General features: G+C 38.8%; 18 protein-coding genes and 1 pseudogene. 9 read left to right on the forward strand and 10 right to left on the reverse strand.

Annotated elements, in window-relative coordinates; translation table 11 throughout:
* Nucleotides 1-217: 217 nt before the first annotated feature.
* The 4 genes from V5M36_RS11725 (at nt 218) to V5M36_RS11740 (ending at nt 6,971) form a co-directional block, all read left to right on the forward strand.
* A complete protein-coding gene (locus tag V5M36_RS11725) occupies nt 218-868 on the forward strand; it encodes a hypothetical protein (protein ID WP_338559198.1) in 651 nt (216 codons plus the stop codon).
* 34 nt (nt 869-902) lie between these two features.
* On the forward strand, nt 903-2,024 hold the full coding sequence (locus V5M36_RS11730) for an efflux RND transporter periplasmic adaptor subunit (protein WP_338559200.1): 1,122 nt from the start codon (nt 903-905) through the stop codon (nt 2,022-2,024).
* Nucleotides 2,025-2,038: 14 nt separating this feature from the next.
* On the forward strand, nt 2,039-5,143 hold the full coding sequence (locus V5M36_RS11735) for an efflux RND transporter permease subunit (RefSeq protein ID WP_338559202.1): 3,105 nt from the start codon (nt 2,039-2,041) through the stop codon (nt 5,141-5,143).
* Nucleotides 5,144-5,237: 94 nt separating this feature from the next.
* A complete protein-coding gene (locus tag V5M36_RS11740; RefSeq protein WP_338559205.1) occupies nt 5,238-6,971 on the forward strand; it encodes a proline--tRNA ligase in 1,734 nt (577 codons plus the stop codon).
* Between the two features lie 111 nt (nt 6,972-7,082).
* Here V5M36_RS11740 and V5M36_RS11745 read toward each other — a convergent pair whose 3' ends face one another.
* From V5M36_RS11745 to dcd, 5 genes and pseudogenes are all read right to left on the reverse strand, one after another.
* A complete protein-coding gene (locus tag V5M36_RS11745; RefSeq protein ID WP_338559208.1) occupies nt 7,083-8,045 on the reverse strand; it encodes a DUF6160 family protein in 963 nt (320 codons plus the stop codon).
* Between the two features lie 45 nt (nt 8,046-8,090).
* Nucleotides 8,091-10,562 (reverse strand): DUF6160 family protein, encoded by a 2,472-nt coding sequence (locus V5M36_RS11750; protein WP_338559211.1) that lies wholly within the window; start codon nt 10,560-10,562, stop codon nt 8,091-8,093.
* Between the two features lie 27 nt (nt 10,563-10,589).
* On the reverse strand, nt 10,590-11,273 hold the full coding sequence (locus tag V5M36_RS11755) for a hypothetical protein (RefSeq protein ID WP_338559214.1): 684 nt from the start codon (nt 11,271-11,273) through the stop codon (nt 10,590-10,592).
* A gap of 93 nt (nt 11,274-11,366) precedes the next feature.
* A pseudogene (locus V5M36_RS11760) lies at nt 11,367-12,770 on the reverse strand (hypothetical protein); the annotation flags it as partial.
* Nucleotides 12,771-13,056: 286 nt separating this feature from the next.
* A complete protein-coding gene (dcd, locus tag V5M36_RS11765) occupies nt 13,057-13,626 on the reverse strand; it encodes a dCTP deaminase (RefSeq protein ID WP_338559218.1) in 570 nt (189 codons plus the stop codon).
* Between the two features lie 454 nt (nt 13,627-14,080).
* Here dcd and V5M36_RS11770 point away from each other — a divergent pair, with 454 nt between their 5' ends.
* From V5M36_RS11770 to V5M36_RS11780, 3 genes are read left to right on the forward strand one after another with little or no spacing between them, the layout of a single operon-like run.
* A complete protein-coding gene (locus tag V5M36_RS11770) occupies nt 14,081-15,088 on the forward strand; it encodes a TAXI family TRAP transporter solute-binding subunit (RefSeq protein WP_338559220.1) in 1,008 nt (335 codons plus the stop codon).
* A complete protein-coding gene (locus tag V5M36_RS11775; protein ID WP_338559222.1) occupies nt 15,088-15,561 on the forward strand; it encodes a DUF1850 domain-containing protein in 474 nt (157 codons plus the stop codon). The genes V5M36_RS11770 and V5M36_RS11775 overlap by 1 nt, the downstream gene beginning before the upstream one ends.
* On the forward strand, nt 15,558-17,573 hold the full coding sequence (locus tag V5M36_RS11780; protein WP_338559225.1) for a TRAP transporter permease: 2,016 nt from the start codon (nt 15,558-15,560) through the stop codon (nt 17,571-17,573). The genes V5M36_RS11775 and V5M36_RS11780 overlap by 4 nt, the downstream gene beginning before the upstream one ends.
* Before the next feature lie 181 nt (nt 17,574-17,754).
* Here V5M36_RS11780 and V5M36_RS11785 read toward each other — a convergent pair whose 3' ends face one another.
* From V5M36_RS11785 to apbC, 3 genes are all read right to left on the reverse strand, one after another.
* Nucleotides 17,755-18,348 carry a LysE family translocator gene (locus V5M36_RS11785; RefSeq protein WP_338559227.1) on the reverse strand — a complete coding sequence of 198 codons (594 nt, stop codon included), beginning with the start codon at nt 18,346-18,348 and terminating at the stop codon, nt 17,755-17,757.
* 288 nt (nt 18,349-18,636) lie between these two features.
* The gene (locus V5M36_RS11790; RefSeq protein WP_338559230.1) at nt 18,637-18,822 is read right to left on the reverse strand and encodes a hypothetical protein; all 186 of its coding nucleotides are present in this window, start codon (nt 18,820-18,822) and stop codon (nt 18,637-18,639) included.
* A gap of 228 nt (nt 18,823-19,050) precedes the next feature.
* Nucleotides 19,051-20,439 (reverse strand): iron-sulfur cluster carrier protein ApbC, encoded by a 1,389-nt coding sequence (apbC, locus tag V5M36_RS11795; RefSeq protein WP_338559233.1) that lies wholly within the window; start codon nt 20,437-20,439, stop codon nt 19,051-19,053.
* Between the two features lie 292 nt (nt 20,440-20,731).
* On the opposite strand from apbC, the gene V5M36_RS11800 reads away from it, so the two are divergent.
* Entirely contained in the window at nt 20,732-21,037 is a 306-nt protein-coding gene (locus V5M36_RS11800) for a hypothetical protein (protein WP_338559235.1), read from the forward strand.
* Between the two features lie 77 nt (nt 21,038-21,114).
* Here the strand turns inward: V5M36_RS11800 and V5M36_RS11805 are convergent, their stop codons facing one another.
* Nucleotides 21,115-21,579: a hypothetical protein gene (locus tag V5M36_RS11805; protein ID WP_338559237.1), complete on the reverse strand. Its 465-nt coding sequence runs from the start codon at nt 21,577-21,579 to the stop codon at nt 21,115-21,117.
* 319 nt (nt 21,580-21,898) lie between these two features.
* Nucleotides 21,899-22,717 (reverse strand): hypothetical protein, encoded by an 819-nt coding sequence (locus V5M36_RS11810; protein ID WP_338559239.1) that lies wholly within the window; start codon nt 22,715-22,717, stop codon nt 21,899-21,901.
* Between the two features lie 170 nt (nt 22,718-22,887).
* Here V5M36_RS11810 and metG point away from each other — a divergent pair, with 170 nt between their 5' ends.
* Nucleotides 22,888-24,957: a methionine--tRNA ligase gene (metG, locus tag V5M36_RS11815; protein ID WP_338559241.1), complete on the forward strand. Its 2,070-nt coding sequence runs from the start codon at nt 22,888-22,890 to the stop codon at nt 24,955-24,957.
* Nucleotides 24,958-25,036 lie beyond the last annotated feature (79 nt).

Consider the following 25,036-nt stretch of genomic DNA (forward strand, 5'->3'; position numbering starts at 1 on the left):
TACTTTTTACATATATTGATGATTTAGCAATGTAATTTTACTATCTTTTTCGATCAAAGCCTATTGATATAAATCATTTTAAACTTGCCGAAAATTTATTTTTTTAAATCATTTTAATTTTTTTATACACTTATTTATTAAACAGTATTTATTAAACAGTTTTAAAATCTTACAATGTATCTAAATACAAAAAATTAAATGACTTAGGTTAATCTGTATGATAAAAAAAACGACACCATCTATTAATATTACACTGTCAGATTTTTTGTTAAAAATAGTTTATGTCTTTTCAATAGGGTTGTCTATTTTTATATCTACAGAAACGCTATCAAAACAAGGGCCAAACCAAGCAACATGGTATCGGTATTATGATAAAAATGGCGTGATGAATATCAGTGGTTCCGTGTCATCTGAACATATTAGATATGGCTACGAAACACTTGATAAAAATATGCAAGTGCTGAAGAAAAATGCTGCATTTAATGATGCTAGAGAAAATAGTCAATCTTCTAATCGAACTCGACTCGCCATACAAAATCAGGAAGATTTAAAATTAAAACAAGCCTATGGTTCAAGCCAAATGGCTCAAAGAAAACGTAACGATGCATTAGAAAGTTTGACCAAAAAAATTCAAATGCAAGAAAAGCAGTTAAATCGAACTCAGAATGATTACTTGCTGCTCAAAAAACAAGAAAACACATTAAAATCACAGGGAAATTCAGTTCCTGCTATATTGAAAAAAAACTTAATGTTAAATAATCAAAATATTCAAGGAATGAAAAAAAATATTGATTCTTTACAAACAAACTATCGCAATACACAAGCACAATACGACACAATTATAAAACGATTAAAAACCTTTGAATAAACAGGGATTATCGTTATTTTTAAGGACAATTAGCATGACATCTATGCCACCTAGAGTTTTAAAATCTTATTTTTTAGTTCCCTCTTTTACTCTATGTTTGTGTATCAGCTTGTCTGCATGCCAAAAAGAAGTAGCTCAAGTGGCAGATGATTCTAAAAAAAATCAACAAATAGAATTAATTCAACAAGATGTCGTTCCCGTTAAGCAAGGTAAAACTGTACAACGCGCGGCTTTTTCTGGAACAATTCGTGCCGTAAACCGCAGTTCAATTCAAGCCCAAGTCACGGCAACAGCCAGTCAGGTCAATGTATCTGTCGGTCAAACTGTGAATAAAGGTCAGATTTTAGTTCAACTGAATAACCAAGATAATGCAGCTCGTCTGGCTCAATCCCAAGCAAATTTAGCAGCAACGCAGGCACAAGCTCAGCAAGCAGCAAATATGGTTGAACGTAAAAGAAGACTTTTGAATCAGGGCTTTATTTCTAAAGTTGAATATGAACAAAGCCAAGTTGAATACAAAGCACAGCTAGAAAATGTGAAGGCTCAACAATCAAGTGTCGATATTTCTTTCAAAGCGAACCAAGATGGTATTATTCGCAGTCCAATATCGGGTGTTATTACCGTAAGACAAGTCGACCCAGGCCAGACAGTCGCTGCTGGTCAAACCTTATTTGAGATCATTGATCCAACACAATTAGAAATCCAAGCCAAACTTCCGTCAGAACAACAAGCTTTGCTTCAGATTGGTAATCAGATTGACTACCAAATTCAAGGTAATCCACAAAAGCTGACTGCGACCTTAAAACGTATTTCCCCTATCGCTGATCAGGCCAGCCGTCAAATTGAATTTTTTGCAACGCCAAACCAAGCCATTAACTCACTTAGTATTGGTGCGTTTGTTGAAGGTGCAATTTTGCATTCAAATACAATTACTGGACAACAAATTCCACTCGATACGATTCAAGATATTCAAAATAAACCTTATGTCTGGGTGATTCGCAATCAAAAAGTTCAACAAGTTTTTGTTCAAGTTTTAGATCAACAGTCGCATCAAAATATCGCTCTTGTGAATGGCTTGTCTGAGCAGGACTTAATAAGTCGCGTAAAATTCGGCACTGACGATATTAATAAAAAAGTGGTTATGTCAGCTAAATAAACAGGAATTTAACAATGTGGCTTACTCGGATTAGCGTCAAATATCCTGTTTTTACGATCATGATGATGTTTTGTCTCATGGTATTGGGTTTGGCATCTTGGCAACGGATGGGGGTTGAAGAATTCCCTGATGTCGATTTCCCTTTCGTTGTGATTTACACGACTTATCCAGGGGCTTCGCCAGAAACAGTAGAATCTGAAATTACTAAAAAAATGGAAGATCAAATTAATACCATTTCTGGTGTTAAACAGGTCATATCGCAATCAAGCGAAGGCCTTTCAACCATTATTACTGAGTTCAATCTCGATGTTTCGTCTACGATAGCAGCACAAGATATCCGAGATAAAATCGCACCAGTAACCGCAGAGTTTAGAGATGAAATATCAGATCCGATCGTGGAAAGATATGACCCCTCTTCAGGTGCGATCATGTCCATTGTTTTTGAATCAACCAATTTATCTTTAAAGGATTTGAGCTCATATTTAGATCAGCGTGTGGTTCCGCAATTGCGAACAGTTACTGGGGTGGGTACGGTTAATTTACTGGGGGATTCACAACGTCAAATTCGAATCGAAGTTGAACCTCAAAAATTAAATAGTTTTGGTATTGGTGTTGACCAAGTCATTACCGCACTCAAAAGTGAAAATATTGAAGTTCCAGGCGGAACACTCAAACAATCCAATTCTGAACTGGTTGTTGAAATAAAATCCCGTGTTATTCATCCGCAATCTTTTGGCGATTTGATTGTTGCGACTAAAAACAACACACCAATCTTCTTAAAACAAGTCGCTAAAATATATGATAGCCAAGCAGAATTAGAATCAAGTGCATTCATTAATGGTCAAACTGCGGTTGCTTTAGACATTTTAAGAAGCTCTGACTCTAATGTGATTGATGTTGTAGATGCCAGTTACAAAGCATTAAATAGGATAGAAAAGCAACTTCCACAAGGAACTACATTAAAAGTAGTGGTTGATACCTCTAGAGGGATTCGTGCCAGTATCTCTGACGTGGCACGTACAATTGCTGAGGGTGGTGTACTTGCGGTTTTTATTGTTCTGATTTTTCTAGGATCTTTTAGATCGACGATCATTACAGGACTTACGCTTCCTATTTCATTACTGGGCACACTTACATTCATCTGGATTTTTGGTTTCACCATTAACATGATGACATTGCTGGCACTGTCACTCAGTATTGGACTTTTAATTGATGACGCCATTGTTGTCCGAGAAAACATTGTTCGGCATGCTGATATGGGCAAAGACCATGTCACTGCCGCTTTAGATGGAACCAAAGAAATTGGTCTAGCTGTTCTAGCAACTACATTAACCATTGTCGCCGTTTTCTTACCTGTCGCCTTTATGGACGGAATTATTGGACGCTTCTTCTATCAATTTGGGGTCACCGTCAGTACAGCTGTTCTGATTTCCATGTTCGTCAGTTTCACACTCGATCCTATGCTATCCGCACATTGGGCTGAAAAACATGATCCAAATAAGAAACCAGGCCGCTTAAAACGCTTTTTTAATTCAATTTCTACGCGTTTAGATAAGCTCACCATCGTTTATGAAAAACTCCTTAAACTGAGCTTGAGATTTCGATTCATTACCATCGCTATCGCAATTGCTTCTTTGTTTGGTGCACTCGCGTTGTCTAAACTGGTCGGTAGCGAGTTTGTTCCTGTTCCAGATAAAGGTGAGATCAGAGTCAAATTTGAAACCCCTGGTGATGCTTCGCTCTCTTACTCTCAAGCAAAACTTAAACAAGTAGATGAGATTTTACGGAAACATCCTGAAGTTCGAAACACATACGGTGTGATCAATGGTGTGACTGACCGTGGTAAGAACCATGTCAGCATTCGTGTTTCAGTCACACCAAGACAAGAAAGAGCACAGACGTTGAATGAGGTCATGAATGAATTCCGTGATCGCTTACAGTCTGTTGCAGGCATTACCATTACATCGATTGCTTCAGCAGACGAAACAGTGTCTGGTGGACAAAAGCCTGTCATGATTTCAATTAAAGGTCCTGAATTAGATGAACTTCAAAAAATTTCAGATCGCTTCTTGGTTGAAATGGAGAAAATTGATGGCATTGTCGATTTGGAAAGTTCACTCAAAGAACCAAAACCAACGCTTGAAGTACATGTAAATCGATTATTAGCGAATGATGTCGGATTATCTGTGAATCAAATTGCCAATGTAATTCGCCCTCTTCTTGCAGGTGACAATATCACCACGTGGAAAGATGAAAAAGGTGAAACCTACGACGTCAATCTGAGACTGGCAGATGACCAACGCAGCTTACCCAGTGATGTTGAAAATCTTTATCTTAAATCACAAAAAATGGATCAAAACAATCAGCCTATTCTTATTCCTTTAGCCACAGTTGCGACCTTTGAAGAAAGTTTAGGTGCTTCTCAGATTAACCGTCGAGATTTAGCGCGTGAAGTCATGGTGGAAGCCAATACGTCTGGCCGACCTGCAGGTGATATTGGTCAAGACATTAAAGCCTTACAAGCCAATTTCGATATGCCCGCGGGCTATGGTTTTGAAACACAAGGTGCAAATGCGGATATGGAAGAATCCATCGGCTATGCTTTGACTGCCGTAATGCTTTCTATCGTCTTCATTTACATTGTTTTAGGTTCACAATTTAACAGTTTTATTCATCCTGCTGCGATTATGGCTTCTCTGCCATTATCCTTGATCGGAGTGTTTTTAGCCTTGTTTTTGTTCAACTCAACCATGAACTTATTCTCTATTATCGGCATTATTATGTTGATGGGCTTGGTGACCAAGAACGCGATTTTATTGATTGATTTCATTAAAAAAGCCATGGACCGTGGAGAGGATCGTTTTGATGCAATTCTGGCTGCAGGTAAAACACGACTACGCCCAATTTTAATGACGACGAGTGCCATGGTCATGGGGATGGTGCCCTTAGCGCTTGGCTTAGGTGAAGGCGGTGAACAAAGCGCGCCTATGGCACATGCTGTCATTGGGGGTGTGATTACCTCGACATTACTAACCTTGGTTGTTGTTCCTGTAATTTTCACCTACTTAGATGACTTAAAGAATTTTATGGTACGTCAAGCACGAAAATTCATGTCATAATATTTACCAAATGTAATGAGGTGTCATTTTCAATGTCACCTCATTTTTTATCGTATAATCTTATGCTTTAACACTAATTATTAGGACAGTTTTCATGCGCGCGAGTCGCTTTTTATTTGCTACGTTAAGAGAAACCCCTAGCGATGCTGAAGTTATTTCACATCAGTTGATGCTCCGTGCGGGTATGATTCGTAAATTGGCTTCAGGTTTATACACTTGGTTGCCGATGGGCGTACGTGTGTTAAATAAAGTTGAAGCGATCGTACGTGAAGAAATGGATCGTGCTGGATCACTACAAGTAATGATGCCAGTGACGCAACCCGCAAGCTTATGGGAAGAGTCTGGTCGCTACACTGAATACGGCGCAGAACTTTTACGTTTCAAAGATCGTCATGATAATCCATTCGTGCTTGGACCTACGCACGAAGAAGTCATTACAGATATGGCGCGTAATGAATTAAAAAGTTATAAGCAACTGCCTGCAAATTTCTACCAAGTTCAAACCAAGTTCCGTGATGAGATTCGTCCACGTTTTGGTGTGATGCGTTCACGTGAATTCATCATGAAAGATGCTTATTCTTTCCATGTGGATCAAGCCTCACTTCAAGAAACTTATGATGTGATGTATGACGCTTACTGCCGTATTTTCACACGTTTAGGTTTAGACTTCCGCCCAGTACAAGCAGATACAGGTTCTATTGGTGGTTCAGGTTCGCACGAGTTTCACGTATTAGCTTCAAGCGGTGAAGATGATATCGCCTTCTCAACTGAATCTGATTATGCTGCAAACGTTGAAATGGCTGAAGCAATATTGACTGGCGAACGTGCTGCGCCTACACAAGCATTACAAATTGTAGATACACCGAATCAAAAAACCATTGCAGATGTCTCAGCTTTCTTGAACACTGAAGCAAAAAATTCTGTAAAAGCGCTTTTAGTTCAAGGTGTTCCTGCTGAGAAAGGCCAAAAGCCTGCTGTAGTTGCGTTGTTTCTTCGCGGAGATCACGAGCTCAATGAGATTAAGGCTGAAAAACATCCTCAAATTGCATCACCACTGAGCTTCGCTACAGAAGAAGAAATTGCAGCGCTAGGATTAACTGTTGGTTACATCGGCCCACAAGGTTTAGTTGAAAAAGGTTTAACCGTTATTGTTGACCGTGCCGCTTCTATACTTTCAGATTTCGTTGCGGGCGCGAATGAAGCAGACAAACATGCGACTGGCGTAAACTGGGAGCGTGATGCGACCTATACTGAAGTTTATGATTTACGTAACGTCGTTGAAGGCGACCCATCTCCAGATGGAAAAGGTACCATTCAAATCAAACGCGGTATTGAAGTGGGCCATATTTTCCAATTGGGTCAAAAATATTCTGAAGCACTCGGTTGTAAAGTACTGGGTAAAGACGGTAAACCTTTCACAGTTACCATGGGTTGTTACGGAATTGGCGTAACCCGTGTAGTTGCTTCTGCCATTGAACAGAACTTCGATGACAAAGGGATTATTTGGCCTGTTGCAATTGCACCTTTTGATGTGGCTATTGTTCCAATGAATGCTCATAAATCACCACGTACCGTTGAAGCTGCTGAAGCACTTTATAAGGAATTGCAAGCTGCAGGCTATGACGTACTTCTAGATGATCGTGATGAGCGTCCTGGCGTTAAGTTCTCTGATATCGAAATTACGGGTATTCCACATCGCATCGTCATTGGCGAAAAAGGTTTGGATGCAGGAACACTTGAATATAAAGGCCGTTCAGATGCTGAGTCTACGCATTTAAGTAAAGAAGATATCATTGCTAAAATTGCAGAAGCTAAAATTTCTCAATAAAGCATAAATAAAAAAACCCGCTTTAGGCGGGTTTTTTTATGGCTAAATTTCTTTTGGTTAGATTGCTTTATTATTTTTATATCACTTGAGAAAAGTGATAAATCTTTTAATCTAAAAGCTACTCACATTAATTTTTAAGTCTTTAACCGAAGCACCAATCGCACCAAAACTTCCCATTGATCCATTTGCTAAACCATTAAATGTATTGGCGCCAATCGCACCATCACGTCCTAACATCACATTATTTAAACCAATGTTCATTTTCCCAGACGTTCCTTTATTCCCAATAACAACGCCAGTCGGTTCGATGCCAGCGTAAAAATTGTTTAACCTGAAGCCATTCGCCACATCAGTCGCTTTCATTTGCAAGTCAAATTTAGCTGAACTATCACCCGAAATAATCGCAATCGGACAGCCAGAACCTGTACCACAGATGGATTGAATTGCACCACTAAACTGGATCATTTGTCCTTGTGGAACATTGCCTAACTGAATATTCATTTGTGGTCGATTGGTGTTATTAAAACTAATTTCAAAATTATTATTTGCATTGCCAATTTCAATAATTTTACTCACACCTGTATTGAGTGCGCCGCCGTTATAAATTGATTTTGACTGACTCGTACTGCTCGAGGTTGAATTCATACTTGCGAGATACATTGCAAAAGGACTGATTTTAATACCTGAAATTTGACTACCAAAAGATACGCCTATATTCGCAAACGCTTTTCCATTTCCGCCATCGGTATCAACAACCACATTGATCGTTGGTCTGGTATTTGCGCCGACAAATTTTACACTTACAGGTGAGTTCGTCGTTCCTGCAATCACAGTTGAAGCAGGACTTTTGTAGTCCTTATCCAATATTTTATTGCTTAAACCGTCTTTATCAATTAATGCGGCTTGCTCGAACTTGACCTGATCGATGCTCACACCAATGTTAAAGCCATCCTGACCTGTCGCAGCTGACAAACTCTGATCATCTAAAGGCTGCATTGCAAAAACTGAAGTCACAGGAGCCAATACAATAGAAAGCATCAATACTTTATATTTATAAATTCTTTTATTATCCATTGTCCCTCATCCTTCTGACAATTTTATGAAATTTAAATTTCAAATCTAATTCCGTGGAATGATGCTCATTTCACTTGATAGTCGACCACCTGTAATCGCCAACTCTCCTAAACGAGCGCCAGGTCCAGTGTTCGGTGGATAGAAATTAATATCACGTGCTCTAAATACACCAGCAGGATTTTTATTCGGATTCATTAATAAACTGGTGTTAAATCCAATCTTACCTAAACCAGAAGCCTGATCCTTAGTCACCACGATCGCATTATTAAAACCAACCTTACCTGTAATACGATCTAGACCGAGCGTAGAGCCATTAATTGGGTCGCTGATTTGAATGGTATTGGTATCGCCTTTCAGATTTAATTCACCAACCACAGTAATTTGATTACCATCTTCAGTCGCATTATTTGGAATCAATGAAAAATCGATATCACCGCCTAAACGAAGTTTCAATCCAAAGAGTACATCATCAGGCATTGCAAAGTTCTTACTAGGAGATGCGTTTTGTGTTGCACATCCTGCCGCACCTGCATTTAATTTACATGTTTTATAAGTTGTGCCCGGTAAATAACCCGCTGCTACTTCTGTAGACATGACAATCAACATATCGCGTAGACTTACATTTAGGCTGCCATTTTCAACACCCAAATTCCCTGTACCTTTTAAGAGCATGTCAATATTACGCAGGCCCATATAATAATCAGTCGGGCTACTATTACCACCTGTACCAATCTTGCCACCATCGATGACCATAATTGACGTTGTTTTATTTCCTTGAGCAACGCCATTACTCTTATCGACTCCCTCAGTACTCATTGCAAGGGAGAAACCTAAACGTGCTGTTTCACCCGATGTCGCAATTAAATTCTTAATCACATTAGAACCAGACAATGTGTAATAAAACGCTTGATCAGCTTTGACGTTCGTTCCAAACATCGCCAAATTGGCATTCAAGTTATAAAACGGTAGTGCTAAGCCCCACTCGTTGCCTAAACCTGTTGTGGTAAATAAATTTGCGCTATTCGTCATGCCTGCGGTTGTTGTAAAACGACCACGTCTTGCAATCGCTTGGAATTCTGATCCACGTATTGCTGTAATTAAACTATATGGGTTGGATCCAGTCGTAGAATTGTGCACATTTTGGATATAATCTGATGCTGATGTTAAGAAGCTACCGTTTCCAAAACGCGAACCTTGAAATACCAAGTTCTCTGGCAAATTCAGGGACTTGGTATCGGCTAAATTGAGATAAACATTTCCACTATCAAAAGAAGCTCGTGTATTTGGCATTAATCCAGTTAAATTACTAAACTCAAATCCGTAAGCATTTAAACCCGCTCCACCGATTTCCAAAGTGGTCGCTTTACCACCACCCGCCAACATACTGTCATTGTCTTTGGTAAACTCAGTTTTCATACGAAAACCAATACCAGAATTGCCTATGATGCTGTTGTTCGACGAAGTTCCTGATGGACTATTGGCATTCCCAAGTACAGACTCCTGACCTTTCAAGCCGCGAAACTGTAGCGAAGAGTTAACCATTCGACCACTGGCGCCTACTCGAATTAAACCTTTCGCACCTTGAGGACTATTGGTCGCTGCATTGATCGCATAAGGATCAGAAGAGTTGACATTCTTATTCAGCATAATTTCAAGGTTTAAACCTGAAGATGTTGTTTCGCCTTGAGATCCTGACTGTCCATTACCATATGTACCTGTATTGATGAAACCAGAATTTTTTGATGCTGAATCTGCGACACGATTTAAATCGACAAAACCAAGATTGGCATTGGGTACACTTGTTACGCTGGCAACGTTATCAACTCCAGCTGTACGCGTATTGGTTTGTAGTCTTAAACCTTCAGTAGAATCGACAAATAAGGCTCCGCGTCCTACAAAATTAAAGTTAAAGTTTTTCAAAATGAGCTGATTTAACTTAGCATCGACACTATTCTGTCCCAAATAAATATTGGCATTTTTCAAGCCGAGTGCCATTTCACTCAGACTATCTTTACTAAATAATCCATTGATCGTTTTAAGATTCAAATCAATATTTGAACTAGTTTGGATCGCCAAATTCCCAATGGCAAGACTACATGAACTGGATGATTCGTTATCACAAATTCGAAATGAATCAACGGTAATAAGCGCAGGCGATAAACTTGCATTGAAATCCAAGCCAACGTTGTTACCCTCACTACCTAGATTTAATTTGATATCTGCACCCAAGGGTGCTGAAGATGCATTGCTCTTTCGGATTTTCAAATTATCTACGGTTGCTTTAAGCGTAGAATTGGTTGAACCAGTACTGCCTCTTCCCGCTTCATCGGCCCAATATAATTGATCAACATTCGCTTCAGCGAGTGTGGTTGAAATACGCACACCGTCTTGACCATTAATTTCGCGTAAATCAGTATCATTCATTGCCTGTAAAGCATAAGTATGACTTGTCGCAAGCAATACACTTAGGCTTAAAATATTAAGCATAAAATTCTGAGGATTGTTTTTATTTTTCATTCCACTTCCTTGTCAGCTTTCGCTCAATTAACAGCGTGGATGGGTTGAATCGCACCCAAAAATCATAATCTTGCCTTGCATTGCAAGATTGCCATTCATTTGCACTCCCATGAATCCAGTTTCACGACCATGGTCATAAACTGAATTAGGTGCATTTGATGTGTCATATTTAGTGACTTGTAAGTAACCATAATCTGAAGCGAGTGAACTGCCTACCTCACTACTCGCATTACTGGTAAATTTATCCTGTCCAAAGGCAAGCGCATTAAAACCAAAATTACGAATTTGAATAGGCTTCGCTGCGTCGAAACTCAATTGCATCACTGCTTTAATTTTTTCAGCACCGCCATTCGCTTTATAGGTCAGATCCATACCGTCCAAACCTAACTTCTGAATATTGATACTGCCTTGGATACCTTTGAAGACTAACCATAGCTTATTACCATCAGAACTACTGGCTTGACCGTTTTTGATATAACGATTATTTACAGATAACGCTAACCGGCAATACTCTAAGTCTTTGCATAAGGTTTCGTCCAACACATACTTAGATTGCGTTGCATCAAATCTTTGATTTAAAGTCAACTTAAGTGAAAGATCAGCTCCAGCTTGCCCTTCAACTTTTTGAAGATCATCATCACTTAATACATCTAATGCATAAGATGGAACATGAAACAGGCTAGCTAAAAGAATAAATGTTATTTTTTTCATATCATTCTCTACCTATAATCCTTTAGTGGTGATTTTCATATGCTGAATAAGCACACCATCTATCACACCTGAACCCATGTTTTTAAAATTGGCAGCAGGAACTGAACCGTTTGGAATCTGTGGCATTGGATTCATTGCCCCAAATGAGATACCCACTGCATCAGAACCTTTATAGGCACTCAAGGTATTTGAACCTTTGTCATAAACTGTAGAGCCTATGGTAATACTACCGTGCGTCGCATTAGTACCCTGATAGCCCGCTATGCCATTGTTACCGCACTGATAAACATTACACGTTGAACCTTTATAAACTGTTGAGTTTGGATTGCCGTAATCTGTGTAAATTTTTTCATAAATTTCTGGCTTATTCGGAATCCGAGTTAATTCAAGACTAAAATTGACACCATCTGAACCGAGAATCAACGGTTGATATAAAGACCCTAATACCAAGTTAGCATTTAGGTTATGTATGAATAATCCTTCATTGGCATCGAAGATCGGTGCAGAAGTCCCAGTATTAATCGCTGGTGTACTCAAAAGTGCGCTATCTGTAGTTTCACGCGTACTCAATCTTAGTACTTTATTGTTTAAAGCGTTGGTTCTTAAATTATTCGCATCACCACTATTTAGACGAATTAAACCTGCGATTCCTAGCGTATTATTGTAGAACTCACTCATTCCATTCGCATTTTTTGCGCCACCTAAGGTTTGGAATACTTGTAATCGTGAACCATTAATACTGAAATCATTCCAAATGGCTTGTAAACGAAGTCGGTTAGCACGCGATGCATCCGATTGACCACTACGTGCACCTAAGTTATATAAATCGGTTGCACCTTCTTTTTTAGATGGATCCAAAACAAATGCATCCGCCCACATCGCCATTTTTAATTTATAGGCATCGGCACCATCTGAAACGGAAGTTGGTAAATTATTATCATAAAGTGGAGCTTCCAAGGTTAAATAAGGAACTTGACAACTCACATCTGCCTGACTACAGGTCTTCGACAAATCAAAATTTGGAACTTGGTTTTCTGTCCCTACTTTTAACAGCCATGGATTGGTTGCGTTACCCCAAGAGCCAATTTTAGCCGCAGCATCTGTCGCCGCCAATCGAGTATTATGATTCCCGTCTGACTTAGACAATGCCAAGCCATAAACAAAAAGATCTGCTTTACCGACTGAATGGTCACCACTGTCAATAACACCATTTTTATTGGTGTCTTGTGATGCTGTGGTTAATGGACCGACTGGAATTAAATGGATATAACCCGTATCTTTACTACGATCAAGCACGTCTACAGCGGAGTTTGAATTTTCACCTTGGAAAACAAAATAGGCATCTTGAGGGACAAGCGCGATTCCTTCCCCAGTGGTTGAACTGAGCACTTCATCTGATAATGGCTGCAAAGCAAAGCTTGTTTGGCAAATGAACAAACCCATTAAGCTAGCCATTAAAGGCTTTTTTACTCTAAATGTATAATTTAGTGTAGTCATCTTGACCTTCCTTCTCTACGATGCTCCGCACCATAATTTATAATTCTTAATCTTTTTCAGGCATTTTTCATACTTATATTCAGCATAAGAAAAAACTTCGCATCTTTAAAACTTAATGGGATACGGAGCACAATTTCATCTTACCGAATAAAAAATCAATAAGCAAAATAATGCGACTTCTATCTCCTTTTTTCCGATAAATGAAATTGTTGTGAGTACAGCCAATAAAAAATAAAAAAAGCAAACTTAGGCGTTTGCTTTTTATACATTTTGGTTTTGATGAATATTAGGTCTTCGGTAAAGTGACACCTGTTTGACCTTGGTACTTACCACCACGATCTTTATAAGACGTTTCACACACTTCATCAGATTCAAAGAAGAGCATTTGTGCTACGCCTTCACCGGCATAGATACGCGCAGGTAAATTGGTCGTATTAGAGAATTCTAATGTCACGTGACCTTCCCACTCAGGTTCAAGCGGCGTTACGTTCACAATAATACCGCAACGTGCATAAGTCGACTTACCTAAACAGATCGTCAATACGTTACGAGGAATACGGAAATATTCAACAGTACGTGCTAATGCAAATGAGTTAGGTGGAATGATACATACATCAGCTTCAATATCGATAAAACTTTTTTCATCGAAATTTTTAGGGTCAACAATTACAGAATGAACGTTTGTGAATACTTTAAATTCACGCGCACAACGTACGTCATAACCGTAACTTGAAACACCATATGAAATGAGTTTTTCACCATTCTCATCTAAACGCACTTGGTTTTCTGCATACGGTTCAATCATGCCGTGTTTTTCGCTCATTTCGCGAATCCAACGATCAGACTTAATAGCCATCTATTTTATCCAAAAACTTAAATCGATTATTGCGTGGTACTTTAACTGAAATTGAGCGCAATGAAAATAAGCCGATGTCGCTAGTGACCACTTCCAATCCATGAATACTAAATTTCATCAAATAAATGTAGATAAATATTTACAGCATTAAAAAATTTAGTTTTAAGCGTAAAAATTATCTCATTTTAGTAGCTAGAATTATTTTTTAATTTAAATATTTTGATACAAGTTGCTTTTAAGAAAAAATAATGTAAGTCTTTAATATATATTATATTTTTATAAAAACACACACACTCAATTTATTTTCTAAAAACGTAGATTGGTCATTTATTAAAAAAAACTATTCAAATGAAAATTAATGAGTTAATTTCTTTAAAGTCGATTTAATCAATACATAAGATGACATTATAAAAATCAAAGGAATCTGATTGCAAAATAAAACCAGGAGAAGTAAATGAAAAAATGGACTCAACTCACCCTTCTATCCGTTGCACTTGTGGGTTTAAACGCGTGTTCAAGTGACAATAACAAAAATGCTTCAACTACAGATAAAACTGAAGTTACAGCACAGTCAGAAGATAAACTTGCAACAAAATTTGTCAACATCGCAACTGGAGGTGCCTCTGGCCCATACAATGTGATTGGTACAAGTCTTGCTGAAGTTTATAACAAAACCTACGGCGTTAACTCAAAAACCCAAACCACTGGTGCTTCAGTTGAAAACCTGAATTTATTGAAACAAAATAAGGTTGAAATGGCATTCGTCATGAGCGACAGCCTAACCGAGGCTTTAAAAGGCACGGGAAGCTTTGCAACTGGAAAAGTAGAGAATGTTCAGCAATTGGCTGCGCTTTATCCAAACTATGTACAAATTGTTGCCTCTAAAAAGTCAGGTATTAAAAACCTTGAAGACTTAAAAGGTAAACGTATCGCAGTTGGTGCTCAAAACTCAGGTGTTGAGGTCAATGCACGTACATTACTCAATGGTTTTGGTATTAGTTATAACGATGTCAAAGTGGATTACTTAGGCTATGCAGAGGCAGCAGATGCATTAAAAGGTGGCCGAATTGATGCAGCATTTTTAACCAGTGGTATTCCAAATTCGTCATTAATGGAACTGCAACAAGGTTTTGATTTGCAACTGGTTGGCATCAACCCTGCAAAAGTCAAAGAAATTGCTCAAAACCAAGCCTATTTCTTGTCCCTGAATATTCCAAAAGGCACCTATGGCAATGCAGAAGATATTCCAACTGCAGCGATTATGAATGCCTTGGTTGTTCGTTCAGATATCTCTGAAAGTGACGGTTATAAATTAACAAAGTCTTTCTTTGATAATTTAAAAACACTCGAAAACTCTCACCAAGCAGCATCAGAAATAACGCTTGCTGGTGCTCAAAACGGTTTAGTTGCACCGCTACACCCTGGTGCAAAACGTTATTATGAAGAGATGGCAGCCAAATAATGCCTTGGAAAAAAATTGCAGCTTCGGCTGCATTTTTTATCTTCATACTCGGTCTATTGATGTCTACACCGATAAAATATACCGAAGTCAATATCGCTGGTAAGCAGTGCAAAATCTCATCAGCAGATTTTGATTTGCAATGGAAGCATTCAGTTGAAAAAACAATATGGACCGAAAATTATCAGCGTCAGCAACAGCATTTCGTGCTGCGCTATACCGATTTAATTTCTTTTGGTGCAGGCACTCCCGCAAACCTGCCGATCATTTCCCAAAAAAATGGTGTGATTAGAATGAGCGTAAATCAAAAAATAGAAGATATACATTGGATCGTTTCTAGAAATATGCAAGGAACCCTTAAGGTGAATAAAAATGAGTGGTCTATTTATAAAGATTACCCCGATTACACGCTTGTGAATATCGCTATACAACAACAACCATTATGGAAAACATGGACAATAGGAGAATGCCTATGAGCCAGCATGAGCAAAAAATTATTCCAGAACAGCTCGATAAAAAGCAGCAACAAGCTATTTTAGAGAAATTTGACCGTGAGTCGGTAACACGCACACCATCCAATAAATCAGTGAAATGGTTCGTTGCTGCAATCGCCATCTGTTATTCGTTATTTCATTTGTTTATTACTTTTAACCCACAACCAGAATTAATTCAGCGGGCTGCACACGTTGCGATTGGTTTAGTCTTGGTTTTTTTACTTTATCCTGCGCGTCAATCCAGTTCTAGACAATCGATATCATGGTTTGACTGGATCTTGGCTTTAGCTTCTTTTTCTTCGTTTATCTATATTTGGACAGAATATCAAGCCATTATGACCTCCCGAGGAGGGATTCCAAACACACTGGATATTGTTTTCGCGATTATGAGCGTCGTGTTAGTGGTTGAAGCGGCTCGAAGAGTGATGGGTTGGATGCTTCCGATTCTCGGACTGATTTTTCTGACCTATCCATTTGTGAGTCATTTTAATTGGATGCCAGATCGTTTACTGACTCGTCACTATACGATTAGCGATATTTTCGGACAAATGTACCTTAAAACAGAGGGTTTATATTCATCTGCTATTGGTGCATCCGTCACGTTTATTTTTCTCTTCATTTTATTTGGCGCATTTCTAGCCAAATCAGGCATGGGTAAACTTTTCAATGACTTAGCGATGGCCTTAGCGGGTCATAAGCAAGGTGGCCCTGCAAAAGTAGCAGTTATTTCCAGTGGATTTATGGGAAGTATTAACGGTACTGCTGTTGCTAACGTCGTTGGTACAGGTTCTTTCACCATTCCGCTCATGAAAAAAATTGGCTATGACAAAAACTTTGCTGGAGCTGTTGAAGCCAGCGCCTCTGTCGGTGGGCAAATTTTACCACCTGTCATGGGCGCAAGTGCCTTTATTATGGCAGAAACCACGGGCGTCAGTTATGGAACCATCGCACTTGCTGCGACCTTGCCTGCGTTGCTGTATTACTTAGGTGTGCTGGCTCAAGTACATTTCCGTGCAGGAAGAGATGATTTAAAAGGCGTTCCCAAAGCTGATCTGCCCCGCGTAAAAGAAGTCCTGAAAGAACGTGGACATTTATTAATACCGATTATTGCTTTGGTCTTTTTCCTCTTTCAATCTATCCCTGTAAGCTATGCCGCGGTTTATACGATTGGTTTAACCATTGTTGTTGCATCCTTCAAAAAATCCACACGTATGGGGTTTAAAGAAATATTGGAAGCGCTTGAAGATGGTGCAAAACAATCGCTCTCGGTGATGGCAGCCTGTGCTGTCGTCGGAATCATTATTGGTGTCGTCAGCTTAACCAGCTTTGGTTCAGTCATGACATCATCCATTATGAGTATTGGTGCGGGCAGTTTATTCCTGACCCTGTTTTTCACCATGATTGCTTCTATGATCTTAGGCATGGGCTTACCGTCTATTCCTGCTTATATCATTACCGCTACGATGGCCGCACCTGCACTCGCCAATTTCGATATTCCGACGTTAGTCGCGCATATGTTTGTTTTCTACTTTGGTTTATTTGCCAACATTACGCCACCTGTAGCGCTGGCCGCCTTTGCAGGTGCAGGTATTGCAGGCGGCGATCCCATGCGAACAGGTTTTCAGGCACTTAAACTTTCCTTAGCCGGTTTTATTGTGCCCTTCCTCTTCGTTTACAACCCTGCAATGCTGATGATTGACACCACCAATGCTGCTGTCAATGCGCGTGAATTTGCATTCCCAGCATGGACCACCATTGTGAGTATTACTGTGACTTCGATCGTCGGTATTTTGGCATTGGGTGCGGCAGTAGAAGGTTACTTTAAAACAGCACTCAATTGGTTCTGGCGCTTATTCTTAGGCGCTGGTGCTTTAATGTTGATTATCCCTGAAACCATTACCGATGTGGTTGGTGCAGTCCTCGTGGTGATTGCTATTGGATATAACATTATGAAAGCACGTAAAACAGAGACTCAAAAGATCAGTCACCTTTAATCAACATATGAAGCATCAATAAAAAAGAGAGCGTTGATCGCTCTCTTTTTCTGAATGAAATGACTTAGAATTCAAATAACAGCTAAACTAATTTTTTCAAATTCTGATTTCTGATTTTAAGTTTAAGTTTAAGTTTAAGTTTAAGTTTAAGTTTAAGTTTAAATCTAATCGCTAACATCCCTCATAAACTTAAAATCGCTGAATAGCTTAAGGGAATTGAAAAACTCATCAAAACCAAAGATGCCGTTTTTTGCATATTCGACTGATTTAACCATTTAATTTTATTTTTTGCTAAAACTGACCCAATCAATGTCCAAAAAAAGGCAATTGGAACAATGAGAAATAAGAAAATCAGCATATGAGAAATATAATAATCTAGATTTTTCCATGCAATCGTTGGAAAAATAGCTGAAGCAAATAATAAAGCTTTTGGATTCAATAATGTTGCACAGAACAATTCCCTTGCTCGAATCGTTGGTTGTAAGACACTTTGTTCTACATCCGCAGTACGCCATAACTTGATGGCTAAATATAAAATATAAGCGGCGCTAAATAACTTGAGAATCGTCGGTAAAAGCGGAAGTTGAGTGCTGACTTTACCAATCAAGAAACCCCAAAAAGTAATCGACAACAAGTAGCCAAAGGATTCGGCAGGAATTAAAGCCAAAGATTTACGTATACCCACCTGAATACCTGATGAAGCTAACAAGGTATTGGTTGGACCTGGCGTGAGTAAAATCGTAATCACTAAACCAACAAAAAGCCATGAAATCATAGATGACCTCACTAATGAATCTTTGCAGATTAATCTTCTTTTTTTACGCAAGCAAAAACTTATTTGTGTGAAGATTTTTCAAACGGCTTCTCCTGTTTATTTATTATTAAATTACAATTACTTAAATTAATAAATATTAATTTTACTTCGCAGTCACTTTCCTATTTTCTAAGCAAAAAACATCTCATATCGAGAGCGTTGTTGAAAAAAAGTCAGCAATGTAATGCATTTCTTAAATGACAGCATAAAAAAGAGAGCATTTGCTCTCTTTTAAGTGTTGGAATATGCTTATTTCTGTGCATCTTTATGTAGATCAGTCGCGGTTAAATTTTCTTGCGTTTCGCTCTGCACTTTAGCTTTCACAGTCGTAAATGCTTCAGGAAAATCAACTTGATTAACAATCGCTGCTGTTACTGTAGTTGAAACCATGGTTAAAGCTAGTGTTGTTGCAGCTAAAATATATTGAATACGCATTTTTATCTCACCGAAAATAATCACAGGGAATAGGCTTATTTTATGGATTTAAATTAGAGTAAATAATCCTAAAATGCGTTTTTCTATGACCATTCATCGGACATCAATTCTATAACGATAAATTTAATGACATTGCAGACCCGATAAAAAAGCCCAACCGAGGCTGAGCTTTGTGTGAAAGAGTTGAGCTTTGGATGAAATCAACAATATGACAACTACAATCGCATTTTAGAAAATTCGATTTTGATCTTTTTCAGCTTGCGGCAATTGTGCAGCGATTTTTGCAGCAATCGCAATATAATGTTCAGCGGCATCATCACCCGCGGCAACAGACGGTTTACCCGCATCTGCATTTTCACGGATTTGAACGTTAAGCGGTAAACGACCCAACAATGGAATATCGTATTGTTCAGAAAGTTTGTCACCGCCACCTGTACCAAATATCTGCTCTTCATGACCACAGTTTGAACAAATATGCGTCGACATATTTTCAATCACGCCCATCACAGGAATACCAACGCGATTAAACAACTCAATTCCTTTGGTTGCATCAAGCAATGCAACATTTTGAGGTGTCGTCACAATCACGGCACCTGTAACTGGAATACGCTGTGCCAATGTCAATTGAATATCACCAGTGCCTGGTGGCATATCTATCATCAACACATCTAAATCTGGCCACAAGGTTTGATTAAACAACTGCATCAGCGCACCTGTCGCTTTAGGTCCACGCCATGCAACAGGCGTATTATTATCCCCCGTTAAATGTCCAATCGACAACACAGCCATACCATAAGCTTCAATCGGTACAAACTGTTCAGCCTCGATCATTGGGGTACGACCTGCATTGCCTAACATGGTCGGAATACTTGGGCCATAAATATCGGCATCCAAAACACCGACTTTTAGTCCTTGTTTCTGCAATGCCAAGGCAAGGTTAACCGTCGTGGTTGATTTACCCACACCGCCTTTGCCTGAAGAAACCAAAACGACATTCTTAATACGTGGATGTTTTGGCACATCACGCTGTTGAGGCGCTGCTTTTTGAATCGGTGGATTATTCGGATCAGTTTCAGCTGTTGAATTGATCTGCTGCTCTTTAACAGCTTCTTTACTCTCTACGCCCTTTTCCACTTTAATGTCAGCGTTCACTGTTTCCACTTTCTTGATCGGTGCTGATGCATCTATGACTGGCGGTAAACTTGGCTTAGCCGCAGCTTCATTTTTAGAACTATTTTTAGGACCATTTTTTTGACTGGAACAGCTCTCACCTTCTTGATGGTTGTGTCCACAACCGCCAGATTTATGATTTGATTTGTGCTTTGATTTATCCGCTGTTTTTTGCTGAATGACATGCATATTCAGTTCTTGGATACCGCACTTTTCCAATGCATCGGCAAGATCATCATGAATTTTTTGCAAATCATCTGCTTCAGAAGGGTATGTATTGATCGTGATTTGAAGAATACGACCTTCAACATTGACTTGGCTAATACGATCTTTTAAAGCATTATTGGAGTTAGGCAAAATATAGTTTTGCAATACGGTTTGGATGTCTTCTTCCTTCACCTCTTTTGCTGGTGAAAATACAGATTTGAGTGAAGAAAGCCACGACATACTTTTTGCTCCAAAACAGACAAACAGATGAAACTGTTCGTTTAACGGTGATTTATATATAGTTTAAATCAAGTTCAGCCTGAATTGTGAATGTATCGAGTAATCCGAGTAAAACAGTTGGTTTAATGTCTGGTTAAATGGCTGCTTAGATATCTAGTTAAAGAAAAGATTAGATATCTAGTTAAACATTAGATATTGAGTTAAATACAAAATATCAAATCAATAATACGGTCTATGATCTATGTTAAGTTTATCGTCATAAAAAATGAGTAAAATATATCAAGAGTCCACAATGAAAAAAATATACGCTGTACTACTTACTTTGAGTTTAAGCATAGTCGTTCCCACAGTTGTAAATGCAGCGAATGAAACACGGAGTATGCGTACCCAATCGGGTGAAATTATCGTAATCGGAGATCGTTTTTCTAAATTAAGCCAAGCGATGCAACATGTGCCGCAGCCTATACAAAGTTACGAATTTAAAGAAAATAAAAATCGTTATACCGCTTCCGTTTATCAATATGAAATCAACCAAATTATTTATGCCATTACTGTTGTGAATAATACGATCACTAAAATTGAATGGTTTAGAAAATAAGTAAAAATTAGCTTAAAATTGAAAATAAAAAACCACCTTTTGCAATGCAAAAGGTGGTTTTGAACAATAAGATAAAATTAAGTCTTATCGTTACTTTTAAACTTGTTTAAAGTATCTGTCGCTTTCTGTTTTAAATCTTCAAACTTCTCAGAAGCTTGAGTTTTCAATTCATCCAATTTTACAGAAGCTTCATGCTTAAGCTCATTGGCTTTCAATTTTGCTTCGTCCAATTTATGGCTCGCATCTGTTTTTAAATGATCAAACTTTTCTTGAGCTTGGTCTTTTAAATCACTTGCCTTGTCTTTGGTGGCATCGACTTTTTCATCTAAAGACGCTTTAGCATCAGATTGATTATGCTCTGCATCACGCTTTAAATCCGTCAGCTTTTTATCTGCTTCAAGTTTAGTTTCAGCAGCTTGATGCTTCACCTGATCAACTACTTTTTCACCTTCTAGCTTCGCTTGACCTGCTTTGTGTTTAAGATCATCACCGAGTTCAGTTGCTGCTTTTTTTAAATCGTCTAATTTATTGTTCGTTGTCATTTTTCACCTCTTCTATAGTTGCTTTTGTTTAAAAACACTAAAACCTGATACCAGTTATAACGTGATTTTTATTCTTAGAGTGTCAAAGCAGCATTAAGAAACAAATGGCATACAAGATGAAGTGATTCACACATCAAAACACTAAAATACAAGGATAAGAATGGGGTGGAATGGATGGAATTAGTCTAAATAATTTCATCCATTCGCATCGCTTGATTTACGAACGATCTTAGCAAATGATTTTAGCTACCGATTTTGAGTAAACGATCTTAGCAAACAATCTAATCGAGCTATTTTATCTAAATTTCTCCCAATGAGCTTATCGAACGGTGCCCATAAAACTTATTGCTGAGAATAGCCAGATCAAGAGTATGAAACTGCGCTCTTTTGAAAAATGCTGAATATCTGTCCCATGCACAATATTATGGCGTGTCATGGTCACCGTCGAACTACTGTCCATTTTATAGGCATTAATTTCAGCAAAATAACGATTCAGCTCACATGCAATTTTTGACTTATGCCAAAGGCTTTTGATCTCATTGCCTTTCAACCCAGGAACGATTTTATATACATCGACAAACTTGGTGTCATTCTGCTTCAAATACCCCTGCGCTATCAGCACATCCGTGAGCAATCCTTCTAATTGTCCATACAGTAACGGAATACAGCCTGCAAAACATTCAAGTTGATAGAGCTTGAATATTTCTTGAATCACAATACGGCGTTGATCTTTATTGTCACCAATATCCAGTGCATCAAAAGCAGTGAAGAGTTGGGCTTGGAAATATTCGGTATTGATCAATTCTAAAAGATTAAAACTCTCTAAATCAGCTTCATTCTGCTGAATCAAATTCCAAAAATGCATGAAGTTAAGTGCATCATTCGCAACTTTCGCATCTGTAGGCTGATCGAGCTCATCCATCAATACTTTAAAATAGGGTTCATTTTCTGAAAATGCACCTAAGGTTTTGAGTAAATATGCATGTTCTGTGGCATTGAGTGAATTTAAAAATTCATTTGCCTCAGCCAAAATCACTTTACCTAAAGGTTTGAGATGTTGATGTTGTGGAATACGAGTGACTTCACGATCAAATTCATCTTCCTCAAATTCATCTTCTTTAAAATCGTCATTGATCATGGCTGGGTACTCATCTACATCATTTTAGCTGTGTATTATCGCTGTTATTGAGCATTGAATATATATAAATCTACTTTTGAAAAGAATTCGCTTATTCCGTTGTGCAACTGGCATCCAAGTCAGGTAAAATCATTGACCTTGCATAAAATACGAATGAGAGAGTTATATCCGTGCGTAATATCTTAGTCACTAACGCCCTTCCTTACGCCAATGGCCCGATTCATATGGGACATTTACTCGGTTATATCCAAGCAGATATTTGGGTTCGTGCCATGCGTGCAATGGGTCATGATGTGACTTATGTGTGTGCGGATGATGCTCACGGTACAGCGATCATGCTTCGTGCTGAAGCCAATGGTATTTCACCAGAAGCTCAAATCGCCAACGTGCAAAAAGAACATATTCGTGATTTTGATGGTTTCGGTGTTCATTTCGATCATTACGACTCGACCAACAGTGAAGAAAATAAAAATCGCTCGGAAGAAATTTATCTTAAAAACCGTGATGCAGGCAATATTGCAGTTCGCCCTGTTAATCAGTTATTCGACCCTGAAAAAGGCATGTTCCTCTCAGATCGTTTCATCAAAGGCACATGCCCGAAATGTAAAGCAGAAGATCAGTATGGCGACTCATGTGAAGTGTGTGGTGCAACGTATAACGCGACTGAATTGCTCAATCCAAAATCGACCTTGAGCGGTGCTGCTCCTGTTGAGAAATCTTCAGATCACTACTTCTTTAAACTGCCTAATTTTGGTGAATATCTACAAAAGTGGACTCGTGATGAAGGCCGTTTACCTGTTTCTATCGCCAATAAGCTCGATGAATGGTTTGAAGCGGGCTTAAACGACTGGGATATCTCACGCGATGCGCCTTATTTTGGCTTTGAAATTCCTGATGCACCGAACAAATATTTCTACGTTTGGGTCGATGCCCCAATCGGTTATATGTCTAGTTTTGAAAACTATATTAAAACCAAACGTCCAGAACTAAGCTTTGAGGACTATTGGAAAAAAGACTCTAAAAATGAGGTATATCACTTCATTGGTAAAGACATTGTTTACTTCCACGCGCTGTTCTGGCCTGCAATGCTTGAAGGCGCAAACTACCGTACGCCATCAGGTTTATTCGTGAATGGTTTCTTGACTGTGAATGGTCAGAAAATGTCTAAATCTCGCGGTACGTTTATTAAAGCGGAAACGTATTTAGAACATTTAAACCCTGAATATTTACGTTATTATTTTGCATCTAAGTTGTCCGATAAAGTTGAAGATTCTGACTTGAACTTGGATGATTTCGTACAAAAAGTGAATTCGGACTTGGTGGGTAAAGTGGTGAACATCGCCAGCCGTTGTGCAAAATTCATCAATACTAAATTTGACAATAAACTCTCTGCGACTTGTGCAGAACCTGAATTGGTTCAAAGCTTCATCGATGCGGGTATTTCAATCGCTGCTCAATATGAGGCTCGTGAATTCTCTGCTGCGATTCGAGAAATCATGTCATTGGCAGATAAAGCGAATCAATATATTGATGAGAAAAAACCTTGGGCATTGGCGAAGATTGAAGGTGAAGACCAACAAGTCCATGACGTCTGCTCTGTGGGTATTAATTTATTCCGTCAATTGGCGATTTACCTTGCTCCTGTCTTGCCAACATTGGCAGCTCAAGTACAAGAGTTCTTGAAACTTGAATCTTTCAATTTTGCTTCTCGCACAAACATTCTTGTCGGTCATGAAATTGCATTGTTCCAACCTTTAATGCAGCGTGTTGATCCTAAAGCTGTTGCAGCGATGGTCGATGCGTCTAAAGACTCTTTGGCTGCTGCGGCTGAACCCGTCAAAGTCGAAAAGAAAAAAGAGAAGAAGGCTGATAAAAAAGCTGAGCCTAAAGTCGGTGAAGCTACTCTTAACACAAGCACCATTGGCATCGAAGACTTTATGAAAGTTGATCTACGTGTCGCTGAAGTTTTAGAAGCAGCGCACGTTGAAGGTTCTGACAAACTTCTTCAATTGACTTTAAATGTCGGTGAAGCTGAACCGCGTAATGTATTTAGCGGTATTCGTGAGTTCTATGAGCCTCAAGACTTAAAAGGCAAATTGGTGGTGATGGTGGCAAACCTTGCACCACGTAAGATGCGTTTTGGTATTTCAAACGGTATGGTTTTAGCTGCGGGGAATGGCGAAGGCGTTTGGGTAATTTCACCTGAAAGCGGTGCTAAACCGGGTGATAAAGTTTCTTAAGATTTAAAGTCTGTGATAGAAAAAGCCTCTACTGATGTAGAGGCTTTTTTATTTCCCTCTCCCAACCCTCTCCCTGAGG

The sequence above is a fragment of the Acinetobacter sp. KS-LM10 genome (genome assembly GCF_036896575.1).
In the GTDB taxonomy this organism is placed as follows: Bacteria; Pseudomonadota; Gammaproteobacteria; order Pseudomonadales; family Moraxellaceae; genus Acinetobacter; species Acinetobacter avistercoris.